At 44.9% G+C, this 14,466-nt stretch carries 13 protein-coding genes; 5 read left to right on the top strand and 8 right to left on the bottom strand.

The window, feature by feature from the left end; translation table 11 throughout:
- Positions 1–210: 210 nt before the first annotated feature.
- Positions 211–834 (top strand): L,D-transpeptidase, encoded by a 624-nt coding sequence (locus ACLWBD_RS17510; RefSeq protein WP_253720802.1) that lies wholly within the window; start codon positions 211–213, stop codon positions 832–834.
- An 88-nt stretch (positions 835–922) separates the two neighbouring features.
- Here the strand turns inward: ACLWBD_RS17510 and lon are convergent, their stop codons facing one another.
- The 7 genes from lon to hemW all read right to left on the bottom strand — a co-directional run bounded on the left by lon (position 923) and on the right by hemW (position 8,897).
- The gene (gene lon, locus ACLWBD_RS17505; protein ID WP_413569125.1) at positions 923–3,328 is read right to left on the bottom strand and encodes an endopeptidase La; all 2,406 of its coding nucleotides are present in this window, start codon (positions 3,326–3,328) and stop codon (positions 923–925) included.
- Between the two features lie 140 nt (positions 3,329–3,468).
- Entirely contained in the window at positions 3,469–3,840 is a 372-nt protein-coding gene (locus tag ACLWBD_RS17500; protein ID WP_063205704.1) for a TraR/DksA family transcriptional regulator, read from the bottom strand.
- Positions 3,841–3,957: 117 nt separating this feature from the next.
- Positions 3,958–4,329 (bottom strand): TraR/DksA family transcriptional regulator, encoded by a 372-nt coding sequence (locus ACLWBD_RS17495; protein ID WP_413569124.1) that lies wholly within the window; start codon positions 4,327–4,329, stop codon positions 3,958–3,960.
- A 107-nt stretch (positions 4,330–4,436) separates the two neighbouring features.
- Positions 4,437–6,113: an ABC transporter substrate-binding protein gene (locus tag ACLWBD_RS17490; RefSeq protein WP_413569123.1), complete on the bottom strand. Its 1,677-nt coding sequence runs from the start codon at positions 6,111–6,113 to the stop codon at positions 4,437–4,439.
- On the bottom strand, positions 6,110–7,117 hold the full coding sequence (locus ACLWBD_RS17485; protein ID WP_413569122.1) for a DnaJ C-terminal domain-containing protein: 1,008 nt from the start codon (positions 7,115–7,117) through the stop codon (positions 6,110–6,112). The genes ACLWBD_RS17490 and ACLWBD_RS17485 overlap by 4 nt, the downstream gene beginning before the upstream one ends.
- A 9-nt stretch (positions 7,118–7,126) precedes the next feature.
- The gene (gene grpE / locus ACLWBD_RS17480) at positions 7,127–7,651 is read right to left on the bottom strand and encodes a nucleotide exchange factor GrpE (protein ID WP_413569121.1); all 525 of its coding nucleotides are present in this window, start codon (positions 7,649–7,651) and stop codon (positions 7,127–7,129) included.
- 73 nt (positions 7,652–7,724) lie between these two features.
- Positions 7,725–8,897, bottom strand: coding sequence for a radical SAM family heme chaperone HemW (gene hemW / locus ACLWBD_RS17475; RefSeq protein WP_413569120.1), 1,173 nt, complete (start codon positions 8,895–8,897; stop codon positions 7,725–7,727).
- A 16-nt stretch (positions 8,898–8,913) separates the two neighbouring features.
- On the opposite strand from hemW, the gene ACLWBD_RS17470 reads away from it, so the two are divergent.
- Positions 8,914–11,517 carry a M16 family metallopeptidase gene (locus ACLWBD_RS17470; RefSeq protein WP_413569119.1) on the top strand — a complete coding sequence of 868 codons (2,604 nt, stop codon included), beginning with the start codon at positions 8,914–8,916 and terminating at the stop codon, positions 11,515–11,517.
- Here ACLWBD_RS17470 and ACLWBD_RS17465 read toward each other — a convergent pair.
- On the bottom strand, positions 11,512–12,567 hold the full coding sequence (locus ACLWBD_RS17465) for a hypothetical protein (RefSeq protein WP_413569118.1): 1,056 nt from the start codon (positions 12,565–12,567) through the stop codon (positions 11,512–11,514). The two genes, ACLWBD_RS17470 and ACLWBD_RS17465, sit on opposite strands and share 6 nt — an antisense overlap.
- Positions 12,568–12,729: 162 nt before the next feature.
- Here ACLWBD_RS17465 and ACLWBD_RS17460 point away from each other — a divergent pair, with 162 nt between their 5' ends.
- Genes ACLWBD_RS17460 through tatC form a run of 3 tightly spaced genes read left to right on the top strand, consistent with a single transcriptional unit; the run spans position 12,730 to position 14,462 of the window.
- Positions 12,730–13,365, top strand: a complete 636-nt coding sequence (locus tag ACLWBD_RS17460) for a hypothetical protein (protein ID WP_063205689.1) — start codon at positions 12,730–12,732, stop codon at positions 13,363–13,365.
- Positions 13,366–13,383: 18 nt separating this feature from the next.
- The gene (locus ACLWBD_RS17455) at positions 13,384–13,704 is read left to right on the top strand and encodes a twin-arginine translocase TatA/TatE family subunit (protein ID WP_413569117.1); all 321 of its coding nucleotides are present in this window, start codon (positions 13,384–13,386) and stop codon (positions 13,702–13,704) included.
- Positions 13,701–14,462: a twin-arginine translocase subunit TatC gene (gene tatC / locus ACLWBD_RS17450; RefSeq protein ID WP_413569116.1), complete on the top strand. Its 762-nt coding sequence runs from the start codon at positions 13,701–13,703 to the stop codon at positions 14,460–14,462. Before ACLWBD_RS17455 ends, tatC begins: the two co-directional genes overlap by 4 nt.
- Positions 14,463–14,466 lie beyond the last annotated feature (4 nt).

The following is a 14,466-nucleotide window of genomic DNA, read 5'->3' as shown; positions in this document are numbered from 1 at the left end:
TGACGTCCCACAAGCCTTTGACTGAAGATTCTTGTCTATATCTATCCACGAGAAGTTAAAATTATCCTAGAAATGAAATGAGGAGGATGTTTTCTAAGCTACTTGCGTTATCGCATCTGTGTCATCAAAGAGCAGCGCGTTTGTTGCAACATCTTCATTGCCAAACGGTAACACAATCGATATTTCGACCTCTGACTTGAAGGGGGTCAAATGTTTAAATCTTTAATGACAGCGTTCTTCTTAGTTTCTTCGTTGGCAATCTCTGCACAAGCACAAGAGGTGGAAGTTGCGGACAACGAAAACGTGATGGATGAACTTAATCCGTTTGATGCCAATATCGAAGAGACTCTTCAACAGATGGATCAAATCTATTTCGAAGAAACAGGTTCTTCGCCGTTTATTGAAAACTTGATCGGTCCAATGGGTCCTTCTTGTTATCGCAGCTCATGCAAAGTGTGGGCGCAAGTTTCTAGATCACAACAAAAAATGTATTTGTATATCGACGGTGTTCACACGAACACGTGGGCCGTTTCTACAGGAACTCCTGGTCATGGAACTCCTAATTTCGATACTCATCCGAATGGTCGTATTTATGATAAATACACTTCAACGAAATATCCAGGCGGTGATTACAACGGTCTTGGCAACATGCCGTACGCGGTGTTTATCTCTGGCGGATTCGCGATTCATGGCACGGGTACTAGCAATTGGAAAAAGTTAGGTTCTAGAGCTTCTCATGGATGCATTCGTGTTCATCCTGACAATGCTTTCAAGTTCAACCGCTTGGTGCGCGAACATGGCATCTACAAAACTTGGATCACGGTTCACGAATAGATATTTAAATTCTGAGTTTGAAAATAAAAAAGGACCGATCTCTCGGTCCTTTTTTATTTTTGGGAGGGGCGATGGGCTTGGGCTACTATTAAGCAGCCAAGCTCTTCGATTTTTTTGGATCTTTTTTCGTTGCTGTCTTCTTGTCTTGGCTTCTCGCTTCTTTATCGAAAGCGACCGCGAACACCTCATCTAAGTTTTCAGCGAAGATGAAGTTGATCTTGTCTTTGAAGACCTTAGGGATATCAGCGATATCTTTCTTACAAGCCATCGGGATGATGATATTTGTAATACCTAGGTTCAAAGCTGCCAAACACTTCTCACGGATACCACCGACTGGAAGTACGCGACCTTGTAGAGTCACCTCACCAGTCATCGCGATATCGTGACGAACTGGAGTTCCTGTCATCAAACTTACAAGCGCTGTTGTAAGAGTGATACCTGCAGAAGGACCGTCTTTAGGGATGGCACCCGCTGGCAAGTGAACATGCACATCGTACTTTTCAAAGAAGTCTTCTGGGATACCCAATTCTTCTTGGTGAGCGCGAGCATATGACATTGCTGCGTGAGCCGACTCTTTCATCACGTCGCCAAGTTGGCCCGTCAATGCAAGGTGTCCTTTACCTTTCATTTTCAAAGCTTCGATAGTAAGAACTTCACCACCGGCTTGTGTCCAAGCAAGACCTTGCACAACACCTACTTGAGAGTCGGCAAACTTGTCGTCACGTTGGAAGCGAGGAGGACCTAGTAACTCTGGAACCACTGCTGGAGTGATTTCTACAAAGTTAGTTTCGCCCATCACAACCATCTTAGCCACTTTACGGCAGACAGAACCCACTTCGCGTTCTAAGTTACGAAGACCCGCTTCACGAGTGTAACCCGCGATCAAGTACTTGATACCTTCGTCCGTGAACTTGATGTTCTCTTCAGTGATACCGTTGGCTTCAATTTGTCTTCTGATCAAGTGTTTCTTCGTGATCAAAAGTTTGTCGTTCTCTGTGTAACCAGGAATGTTCAAGATTTCCATACGATCGCGAAGAGCTGGTGGGATATTCTCCAACACGTTAGCTGTTGCGATGAACAACACATTTGAAAGATCGAAATCGACGTTCAAATAGTTGTCACGGAAAGTTGCATTTTGTTCTGGATCCAACACCTCTAGCATTGCGGCAGAAGGGTCACCACGGAAGTCAGAACCTAATTTATCAACTTCATCTAGAACGATAACTGGGTTGTTTGTCTTAGCTTGGCGAAGTGCTTGGATGATTTTACCAGGCATTGCACCGACATAAGTTCTTCTGTGACCGCGGATCTCTGCTTCGTCTTTCACGCCGCCAAGAGCGATACGGAAGTACTCACGACCCATCGCACGAGCGATAGATTTACCAAGAGACGTTTTACCTACGCCCGGAGGACCACCGAAGCAAAGGATTGGACCTTTAAGGTTCGGCTTTAATTTTCTAACCGCCAAGAATTCCATGATACGGTCTTTGGCTTTTTCTAGTTCGTAGTGATCTTCGTCCAAAATTTCTTTGGCACGTTTAAGATCAATCACGTCGTCAGATTTTTTGCTCCAAGGAAGATCCGCCATCCAGTCTAGGTATGTGCGAACCATTGTCGCTTCAGAAGCATCTGGATGCATACGCTCCAAACGTCCAAGCTGTTTCAAAGCTTCCGCTTCTACATTTGGTGGCATTCCCGCGTTCACAAGTTTTTCGCGAAGTTCATCCATCTCTTCAGATTTAGAATCGCCTTCACCAAGCTCATTCTTTATAGCCTTCATTTGCTCGCGCAAGAAGTATTCACGTTGAGACTTGGACATATCTTCCTTGCCACCCGTGCGACCTTTTTGCTGAGTCTGCATGACTTCAAGTTCTTGAGCCAAGATCTCATTAACAAGTTTAAGTCTTTCTGTTGCATCTGAAGTCTCAAGAACTTTTTGAGCGTCTTGAACTTTGATACCCAAGTTAGAAGCGATAAGGTCGGCGATACGACCTGGATCAGAAACATCATCCAACACCAACAAGATGTCTGGAGAAAGAGGGCGACCTAAAGCGATGATACGCTCGATGTGCTCTTTCGCTGTTCTGATAAGGGCTTCATTTTCAACAACAGTTTTTTGTGTTGGGATTTCTTCGATTTTTTCTACAGCCACTTCGAAAGAAGGAGATGTTTTCGTGAAATTCTTAACACGACCCTTAGCTACACCTTGGATCAAGATTTTCACGCGACCGTCAGAAAGTTTTCTCATTCTCATGATCATCGCCACAGTACCTACTGTGTAGATGTTGTCAGGAGACGGATTCTCTTCGGAAATGTCTTTTTGGGAAGCTAAAAAGATCAAACGATTCTTCGCCAAAGCTTCTTCCACTGAGCGGATCGAGGCATCGCGGCCTACGAACAACGGAATAATCATATAAGGAAATACAACGATGTCTCTCACAGGTAACATGGGAAGTGTCTGTGGGATTTCTAGGACTTTATCGTCAAAACTCATACCGCTCCTCCGCGTAATGCGGGCATTTATGTTTCTAGTATGAAACTTCTCGGCATGAGACAGTGGGAGCTTGAATCAAAAAATAAAATTTGGACTGACATCCATGTCAGCGGACCTCGTCCAATGAGTGAATTCAGAAATTATTGGAATAGATTGGAATGGCTCTCTTGTTCTTCCATACATTCAATACAAAGAGCGGTGAACGGTCTGGCCTGAAGTCGGCGTGCCCCGATGATTTCACCACAAGATTCGCACTGGCCGTACGTCCCGTCAGCGATTTTTGAAAGAGCTCTTTCGATAGCATAAAGCGCCGTACGGTCTCTTTCGTGAAGATGGATAGAGATATTATTAGAGATATCTTGAGAAGCCGCTTCTGCTTCATCCGCAACGTTTCCGATGCTGGATTGTTCGGCTTTAAACTCGTGCGTTTTATTAAGAATCGAGCTCTTTTGAAAAAGCAAAGATTCACGCAAATTTTGAAGTTCTTGTTCTGTAAGTTCGGTTACGTTCATCTCACCCCCCGATATGATGATCTGGCCGAATGTGGCTTCCTTATTACGGGGGTTTGAGATCATGTCATCAAAAAAGCGCTGCGTGACGTTTTAGTAAGCAGGCTCTTGGCGCGGCGCCTATCGAGCGAATTTACGACCTACTGCTTCTCGCATCTCGGCACCTTCGATACTGAGGCGTGTCCAAGGAATCGCAAGCAGGCGATCCGTCTCAATCATTTCTTCCGTTTCTTCGCAGACTCCGAAAGTTCCTTGTTCGATGCGAGCCAGGGCCATCTCGATCTCGACAAGTTGGTTTCTCATGCGTGCTTGAGTTACTAAAAAAGAATGCTCGGCAATATGAGCGACGGATTGGTCGGCTTCGTCTCCGCCGCGCTCTGTGTGAGCGAGTTCGCGTTGGGCTGTTCTGAATCTATTCAAAACATCCTGTTTTGCGATAAGAAGTTTCTTTCTACACTCCATCACTAAGTTTTCAGAAATACGACTTGTCATAACAACCCCCTTCTTTAGATTTTGCGACTGCGTCGTCGCTGGTGTACCTAAGACAGGCACACCCCAGGGGGAGGTTAAAAAATCGTCATTAATTTATTTTATGGAATCTATTTAACGCCGGACTTAAAGGGAATTACTTCGCCTTTTTCGATAGTTAGGGCGGTGACAGGGCGCTCGATTTCACGCTCTGCATTCATGGAAAGAGGCCCTAAAGCGCCAGGGAAGCGGCTGAGCTGGCTTAGCTTTTGTGTGAGTTCCTCACGACTGTCGGCTCCGGCAACGATAAGCTGGCGCAAAATTAGGCCCGCATCGTAAGCCTGAACTTCAATCAAAGAAGGATCCTCATTATACAAAGATTTGTATTCCGCAACGAAGCGCGATTTGTCCTGAGCCGTTGGAGTTAAGCTGTCCACAAAAAGCAGATTGTTCGAGAAGTTCCCCGCTCGGCGAGCGACGTCTTTTGTATTCCACAGATTTGTGCCCATCAATTTCACGTTTTTAACGTCATTATACGAAAGCATCGCAGAGATCTGACCCATGGCTTTTACGCTATCAGGAATGAAGATCGCATCAAAGTCGGTGATAGGAGGAAGAATATTTTCTAGATTCGACTGACGTACGGATCTTTTTTTATCGCTGTGTTGAAGCTCTTTCAGGCGAAGATTGAATTCATCTTGGCGTGCTTCACCGAAGTAAGTTCCCACAAGTCTTTGCACGACCAGACGGAAATCTGTTTCTTTCGTCGAATAATTTTGTACCGCGGTGATTTGTCCCCCACGAGCTAAAACTTCATCCCAGAAGATGTTTGCAAACTCAACACCGTAAGCATCGTTAGGATAAAGAATTGCGAACTTCTTCATGCCTAAGTTATCCATCGCGGTGCGGACCAGGGCGCGCACTTGCATTCCGCTGGTCAGTGAATTTCTAAATACTGTAGGGCCAATCTCTGTCAGACCGGATCTTTGCGAAAGAGCGACCGTAGGAACACCTAGTTCATCTGATTTCGCCGCAACTGCCGGGGCTGTTTTACTTAATAAACTTCCGACAATAGCGATGACGTTGTCTTCTTTCACTAATCGCTCAACACCGCGACGAGCGGAGTCGGGGTTGCCTTCACTGTCCATGACCGCCAGCTTAAATCCAGAGCCAGGAATATGAAGTCCTAGACCCATTTCCAGTCCGCGAAGCGCGCGTTGACCGACAGGTGCATTTCTTCCGCTTAAAGGAAGAACAACTCCGACCGTCTCTGTGTGCACATTCTTAGAGGCGTCCAACTGTTGGATCATTTCTTGTGCGCGAATAGCTTGGTCTGTACCGGGAACGAAATCTTCAACAGCGGCGAAGTATTTTTTTGCAGCGGAAGTGTCTTTTCTATCTAAAGCAAGTTCGCCCAGGCGATACATAGCGTGCGCGCGCAGGAATCCGAAGTCAGAACTATCTGCAACGTCTTCAAGTTGATCTTCGTTCAGTTTATTTTCGACGATATCAATCGCATGAAGACGATTTGCATCCTGCTCCGCTTTTGTTGGCGCTTGAACAGATTTATTTACAAGAACTTTTAAATACTCAAGCGCATCTTCTGTTTTAGGCTGTTCTGGCAAAGTCAAAGTCTCGCTTTGGATTTGCTCTGGAGGGCGACCCGCCGTCATACCTGCCATCGACTTAGGTTTTTTTGTCGTTGTCGTGACCGGAGTCGGTTTGTACGGAGGACGCTTTTTTGTTGCGACCGTCGTGCAAGAAGCTAAGAGGCAGGCGCTTAACAGAAGTGCGAATCGAGATGTCATTTTCTATTCCTCATAATTTGCGAGACTTTTTCTTGGAAGGCTTTAACTAGAGGCGAGGACTCTGTGGACTTCGCAAGTTCTTCAATAAGTTCTTTTTGTCGTGATGAAATGTGATGAGGTGTATCGACAAGAACCTTCACCAACATATCTCCAGAACCAAATCCACCCAATTTCGGAAAGCCTTTGCCTTTAAGGCGGAAAGTCTGACCAGAGTGTGTTCCTGGCGGAATGCGAATCATCGCTTTACCCGTGAGAGTTGGAACTTCAATATTAGTTCCTAAAATCGCATCGGTGTAAACGATTGGAAGATCCAAGATCACGTCATTTTCATTTCGTTTAAAAAGAGGATGTTCTTGAATATTGATAATGACGTAAAGGTCACCCGCAGACGCACCAGCAGGGGAGTCACCCTCCCCCGCAAGTTTTAATCTTTGGCCTTCCTTAACACCGGCAGGAACATTTACCGAAAGTTTAGCGGTTTCTTCTTTGCCACCTTTTTGACGAATAAAGCTGATTACTTTTTCTGCGCCTAAGGCTGAATCTTCAAAAGAAATATTCAATGTGTAGCGAAGGTCCGTGCCTTTCGCTTGTTGACGACGTCCGCGAGTGTTCGTACCACCGCGAGCGTTACCAAAAATCTCTCCGAAGACATCACCAAAGATATCTTGAAACGGATCACCGCCAGTTTGTTGGCCGCCTTGGTTGCCAAAGCCACCAAAACCTCCGAATCCACCAGCTCCCGCGCCGCCGCCAAATCCACCGGGCCCGCCACCGAAGCCTTGGGCTCCGGCGTGACCGAACTGATCGTACATTTCGCGTTTTTTCGTGTCGCTTAGAACATCATAGGCCTGACTGATCTCTTTGAATTTTTCTTCGGCTTTTTTGTCGCCGGGATTTTTGTCAGGATGATATTGCATCGCAAGCTTGCGATAAGCTTTTTTGATCTCATCCGCCGAGGCGGATCGAGAGACACCTAATGTGGAGTATAAGTCTTTTTTAGACAATCAACCCTCTTATTCTGGTTTCTTAGCAACCACCACTTGACCTGTGCGAATCACTTTATCATGAAGCTTGTAAGGCTTTTTAAACACGCGAACCACGTGACCAGGCGCCACCTGTTCTGTTGCCTCACTGCTTAACGCTTCATGAATATTTGGATCAAAAGGAACACCTTGTGCGGGGATTTCTTGCACTGAATGACGCTGCAACAAAGACTTTAATTCTTGTGCCGTCATATCAACACCCTGACGGAATGTTGCAAAGTTTTCGGCTGTGACGTTTGTTTGCAAGGCGCGCTCAAAATTATCCACAACCTCCAAGAGGTCACGGATAAATCTTTCGCCACCGTATTTCACAAGATCGGAGCGTTCTTTAATAGCGTTACGTTTGTAATTCTCAAACTCCGCACGAAGATAAAGGAAATCGTTTTTAAATTTCTCTGCTTGTTCTTGAAGTTTCTGAATTTCAGAAGAGCCGTTCGCGGCCGCAGTTTCTGGATTGGCAGAATTGGAATTTTGAGAGTTATTTTCTTCTGACATGACGGTTCCTTTCGCAATACTTAAGATTGTGTATTCGTTTGGGATTGTCAATGTCCGGTGCCCTAGCAGGCCCTTAAATATCCTCTGGCAAGAAGGTTAATTCTTGAAAGACTTTGTTGCTCAAAACTAAGCCATCGCGTGTGAGAGACCAGTGCCCGTTGTCATACTGAACCCAGTTCTTTTTGATTAAACCGTTTAAAAGAGTCTGCACTTTGTTTGCAATGTCGGCGGGGAATTTTTTTGCGAGTTTTTCCTGACTGAGCCCGCGCATCAGACGCATCGAAGTATGACAAAAGTCTGTGAGAGCTTGATGCATCTCCAGAACTTCATGTTGGGCGGCAGGCAAGTGCTTTGCCGGCGAATCAAACTCTTGTCCATCAAAAGCTAAAATCTGCTTTTGGTATTCGTTGATGGAATTGATGTTCCAGTAACGAGTTCCCCACGCGGACTCAAGACTGTAAGAATGCGCACTGAGTCCTAAGCCCCAATAAGGCTCGTCCACCCAATAAAGCATGTTGTGTCGTGACTCAAAACCGGGAAGGGCAAAGTTGGAAATTTCGTATTGCTTAAAACCTTTTGCCGTTAGCTCATCAGCGATAATGTCAAACATCTCTACCTGCTCATCATCCAAAGGACGACCTTTAGAAAGAGGATGACCATCAGGAACAGTCAGGCAGTAGGGGCTGATGTGTTTTGCGCCCTGTTCAATGGCGATCTTCACATCGTTTTTCAAACCTGCGACAGTCTGTGACGGCAACGCAAAAAGAATGTCGAAGCTGAAGTTCAGATTGTGCGCTCGCAAAAGGTCCAGGGTTTCTAATGTTTGTTTCGCCGAGTGTTCACGATGAACCATTTTCAACAAACGATCATCAAAGGTTTGAGCACCGACACTGAATCGGTTCACCCCATGATCTAAATACATTTTCAATTTATCTTCGTTGATGGTTGCCGGATTGATCTCAATCGTGATTTCGGTATCGGGTCTAGTTGTAAATCCGTATCTACCCAGCTCTTTTATAATCGATACAATGAGAGGAGCAGGGATCAGGCTCGGAGTTCCACCACCAAAGTAAAGAGTGTCCAAACTTTGTGGGGTGTAATAGCGATGCTTCTGGCGAATTTCTTTAAATAGCAATTCGACGTACTGATCCGGAGGCAAAATCTTACTTTGCTCGTAAGTCGCGAAGTCACAATAAGTGCAGCGCTGAATACAGTAAGGAATGTGAACGTAGACGCCAAATGCCATGGGAGTTATCTAGAGTATGTCTAAAAAATTTCAACTAAAAAACGGTATGAAAGTCCTTTTCTTAGAGAGTCATAAGTCACCTGTGGTCTCAGTTCAAATGTGGGTGAAAACGGGCTCTGCGGATGAAAAAAAGGGTGAAGAGGGTCTTTCACATTTCATCGAGCATTTGGTGTTCAAAGGCACTCGCAAGTACAATGTCGGTGAAATCGCCGCCACCGTGGAAGGCTCTGGCGGGGAGCTTAACGCCTACACCTCATTTGACCAAACTGTCTTCTACGTTACCATTTCCAAGCAATTTTCTGACGTCGCTTTAGACGTGATCAGCGAAATGATGGGATTTCCCACTTTCGACCCCAAAGAAATCGACAATGAACGAGAAGTGGTTATTGAAGAGATCAAACGTGGGCAAGACAGCCCGGGCCGTCGTGCCAGCCAATTGTTATTCACAAATGTCTTTAAAAAACATCCTTATGGCCGCCCCGTGATTGGTTACGACAAGGTCGTTAACGGCGTTTCACCGAAAAAAATCCTTCAATACTATCACAGCCGCTACGTTCCTTCGAATATGTTCCTGGTGGTGGCAGGTGATTTCGAGTCCAAAGAGATGAAGAAAAAAGTTGAAGAGCTTTTCGGGGCCTTTGCGCCTTACAAACTCAAAAAAGTAGCGCGCACGAAAGAACCTGTACAAAAAGCCATTCGCATTAAAGTTGAGCAGACGAAATTTGAGCAAACAACCGGGTATTTGACGTGGCGTATTCCCAGTGTAAAACACAAAGATATCGCCGCGCTTGAAGTTCTGTCGGCGATTCTGGGGCAAGGGGACTCTTGCCGCCTTATGCAAAGCTTGCGTATTCGTGAACCACTAACAAACTCTGTCGGTTCCTTCAGTTATTCTATGCAAGATGATGGACTTTTTGCGGTTTCGTTTAATCTTGAGAAAGAAAATCTGGCGAAGGCTTTAACAAAAGTCACGCCAGAGCTGGTGAAGTTGATCGAAGAGCCGCCGACATCCGCAGAAATGCAAAAGGCCATTACGAATTTTGCGAGCCACGAAGTTTATTCTATGGAGACTGTGGATAATATTGCAAGAAAAGCGGGTAGTAATGAGTTCTATTACAACGATCATGACTACTACCGTAAATACATGAAGGAAATTTACGCGCTAAAACCTGAGGACATTCAGAAAGTCGCAAAAAAATATTTTAAGCCTGATAACTTCGGCCTTTCCCTGATGACGAACATGGACAAGAAAGAGGCGGAGCAGATTCTTAAATCTTTTGCGAAGGATTTAAAGAAAGCTTTGCAGGGCGCAAAACTTTCTAAAGACACCATGAAGTTTAAGGCGAAAAAATTTAATATCAATGTGGGTGCAGTTAAACACACTCCTGAAACTGAAAAAATCACATTGTCTTCGGGTGCGACACTTTTGATCCGTGATCAAAAGGACACTCCTTATGTGGCAATGAAAGCGGCCTTTTTGGGAGGTACGCGTGTTGAAAACGAAAACCAGACCGGGTTGACGGAGCTTTTTTCTCGCAACTGGCTTTCGGGATCAAAGAATTTTACAGAAGATGATATCAACTTAAAGGTGGATGAACTGGCCGCAGGCTTGGGTGCCTTCGGCGGCAGAAATTCCGCCGGTCTTTCGATGGATTATCTTTCTCCCTTCGAAGACAAAATGCTTGAGATCTATGCCGACTCCCTTTTACATCCGCTTTTCCCGCAAGATATTCTTGAACGGGAAAAAGTTGTTATCAAAAATCAGATCAAGGCCCGTAACGACAACCCCGCTCAGCTTTGTGTTCTTAGCTTCCTCCAGGAAATTTTTAAAGGACACCCTTACGCACGCGATATGATCGGAACGGAAGCCTCTATCAATGCCATTAATTCTGAACACCTGATGGCATATTATAAGAAAATTGCCCACGCAAAAAATCTGACTTTCTGTGTGGTGGGTGATGTGAATAAAGATAAATGGGTGAACAAGCTTGAGGAAATTACGAAGCTTTTTCCGAAAGGCGAAAGAATTGCTAACAAGTTTCCTATTGCGGAACTTAAAGAAGGAAAAAAGCTTTATCAGCAGCTAAAAAAAGAACAAAGCCATATCATTGTCGGCTATCGTGGTCTGACATTGAAAGATCCGAACCGCTTCACACTTGAAATCATTCAATCCATTTTGAGCGGTCAAGGCGGAAGACTCTTTATCGAACTTCGTGATAAAAATTCTTTGGCCTATTCCGTTTCGCCAATGCACATGGAAGGTTTAGAATGTGGATATTTCGGTGGATATATAGGATGCTCGCCAGAAAAATCAGAAAAAGCCATCCAGATGTTGAAAGCCGAATTCCAAAAACTGGCTGATACTAAAATCAGCGAGGAAGAGTTGGGACGTGCACAAAGATACTTGATCGGACGTCACGATATCGAATTACAAAGAAAGAGCACTATCTGTAATGCTCTTTTATTCGATGATATTTATGGTCTTGATTACAAAGACACATTGGATGTTGCAGATAAGTATTTCGCGGTGACGCCAGAAGATGTGCAAAAGCTTGCACAAAAGATCTTCTCTCAGCCGTCCGTCATCAGTCTTGTAGGACCTTCAGACGTTGAACTATAGTTCGCGTCTGAAGTCTTCGATGATTTGACCGTTCATGCGCTGAATATCTTTAAGGCCCGTGGGACCCACAGTTTCCGGGCTGAGCGCCAAAGATTCAGATAGATTTCGTTCAAGGATTGAAAAGACTTTATAAGGAAGCTCTTTTCGATAGTTCTCACTGTCGATTTTATTTTTTGCTATATTCCAAAGTTCCCATCGAGCCGGTAAGAATGAGTAGTAAACATCCGCCGCGAACTCTGTATAGAAAGGATGTTCTTTCTTCCACGTCTGTTCGTTACGGTGATGGCGACCATCGGTGAAGTCGCGCAGAATAATTTCATTAGAGCTAAATTCTTTATTGGATTCTTCTTTTGATTTTAAAAGCTTCGCAATACTTTTGGGGTCTCGCGTGTATGTCAAAGCCACCGCATCGGCAAAGAGTTCATGAAAAGCGGTGCGGATAATCCAATAGCGTTGAAAGGCTTTGAATTCTTTTTTTAAAGATTTTGACTCCAGCATTTTTTCAATTGCCTGCCACTGAAGCTCTTGTTTTTTCTTTTTATCAAAAGTGACGTCGGAACGATATACAAGATTCTTAGACTCTCGAGCGGCGGCTTCAACCTGAGCCTCTAAGTGAATAGCCTTGTAACGCAGGGACTTGTAGCTTTCCAGATCCTTTATAAGATTGTACTCAAAGATGGCGTGCCCATATTCGTGAGCCATCGTCGTTTGATTTACTTTAGGATGCATCTTTCCCATAGAGTCAGGGCGTATGCCTATGTAAACGGAAAAATCCCCCGCGTTGAAGTGTGAAAACTTAAAGGCCATGCCTACGGACACTTTTACTTGCTGTGGGATTTCTAAAGGCGCAATTAAGGAGTTAATTTCCGTGATAGTTTGTGCGTATTCGTCCGCTGTTTTTGTACTATGAAGAGCGCGAGCGTCCACCTCCACCTTGCCATCTAAAGCATATTGCGAAGAAAAAATGCTTGAGCACTTTTGCGCAAATGCAGGATCAGCACAAAATGCGCCGATCGATGACAAAACTATAGCCAGAAGAAGGGGCTTCAAAGCGGGCTCCTTGCCTTATAGAAATTCAATAAGGCTTCTAAAACCAAGAATTCAACGGGCGTGCCGTGAAGGTGTTTCAAATTGAGACATTCTGAGACCTAGGCCTAGAATACAAAAAAACAATTAACCGTATCCCCCCTCAGTTTTGTTAAACTCTTAGGTATGAGGGAAAAGCGTTCGACCGACTCAGTAGAACTTTTTGTAAGTCCTGAGGGCTATTTCCAAGAAATGGTCCAAAAGGGTTTAAGCCAAAGAAAGATTCAAACCTTTCCTTTGGTGGAAAGCTATCTTGTAAATCTTCTGCAGCACTACTTGGATGCTCGCAATCTTTTTGAAAGCGAATACGCCAACGAAGCCGGACAGAAGAATCCCACAACACTGGCTGAAATGTATTTAACAGCACAGAACTCTGATGCTGTAACTAAAACCGAATTACTTAGAAAACTAGGTGATCGCACTCTTTACATCAGCGGTTTTTTTGGAGACTCCCTTTCACGTAAAATAGTGGATGTGGATTACTATGCGGAAATCGGTGGAGCTGCTTACGCGTCGCTGGCTCACTGCACGCGCGAAGATACTTTGGCCAAAGTTTACAATACGTTCTCAAGACAGTTTTTGGATTTCGTGGACGTACTCACATATATCAGCCATCACTCATTCATTAAGAGCGATGAAAGTATTCTTCGCCTCTATGACCGCTATATGCGAACCGGGTCGGAACTGGCGCGTGAAAAACTCGTTGAAATGGGTGTTTTGACTCTGCCGCAAGACCAAGTAAAGCTTGGCAAGCAAGGCTGATTCCACTATGCTGACGCCATGTTTGGCTTAGGCATGTCAGAACTCATTTTCCTTGGTGTATTGGCCCTTATCGTGATTGGGCCGAAAGAGCTTCCAGAGTTAGCTCGCACCCTGGGTCGTTTTATCAACGAGCTTAAACGCAGCACGAATATTTTGGGTGAAGACCTAAAACAACAAGCGCGTTTTGATCGCATTGATTTCAACGAGCCGCCTAAGAAACAATCTCAGCCACCATCTTACGATCATCATCCTGCTGTCAGTGAAGAAGCTTCCGATCCTCAACAGATGGAACTTACTGAACAAAAAAACACCGAAGATAAAGAGCACAAACCCTCATGAGAAGCGAAGAATTAGATTCACGAGCGCAATCGTTGTATGAGCATTTGGCTGATTTGCGTAAGCGTCTGATCAATTGTGCTTTTATTTTGGTGATTGCAACGGGGATTTGTTACGGCTTCAGCGATCAGATTTTTAATTTCGTGCGCGCACCCATTGCGCCATATCTGCCAGGTGGCGGTCTGATCTACACGGGTCCGTTAGACAAATTCATCGCGCATCTGAAGCTGGCCTTTGTCTGTGGTATCTTGATTTCGTGTCCTTTCTGGCTTCATCAAGTTTGGCTTTTTGTAGCGCCGGGTCTTTACTCTAAAGAACGTAAGTACACTTTAGGTTTTATCGTCTCTGGGACGGTCCTTTTTGTTTTGGGTGCCGCCTTTTCATACTACATCGCTTTACCAATGGCGTTTGAATTCCTGATGCACTTTGGAGGCGATGTCGATAAACCCATGATTTCCATCGATCAGTACATGGGCTTTTTCACGCAAATGTGTTTGATGTTCGGTGTGGCGTTTGAGTTGCCATTGGTCATCGTGGTGCTTGGCATGTTGGGCATTGTTTCCCAGGCTTTCCTCCGTAAGAACCGTCGTTATGCGGTAATGACTATCGCCGTGATCGCGGCCATTATTACACCTCCTGATCTCTTAAGCATGGTGATGATGCTTGCACCTATGTGGGTGCTTTTTGAAATCGCTGTGATTATCGTAGGCGTCTTTGAAAAGAAGCGAGAGTTCACTGAGAGAGTGAACGAGCGCGAATAGATTT

The sequence above is a fragment of the Bdellovibrio sp. HCB117 genome (genome assembly GCF_047305915.1).
Lineage (GTDB): Bacteria > Bdellovibrionota > Bdellovibrionia > Bdellovibrionales > Bdellovibrionaceae > Bdellovibrio > Bdellovibrio bacteriovorus_B.
The sequence above is the reverse complement of the archived record's forward strand: the minus strand, read 5'-3'. Positions and strand labels throughout refer to the sequence as shown.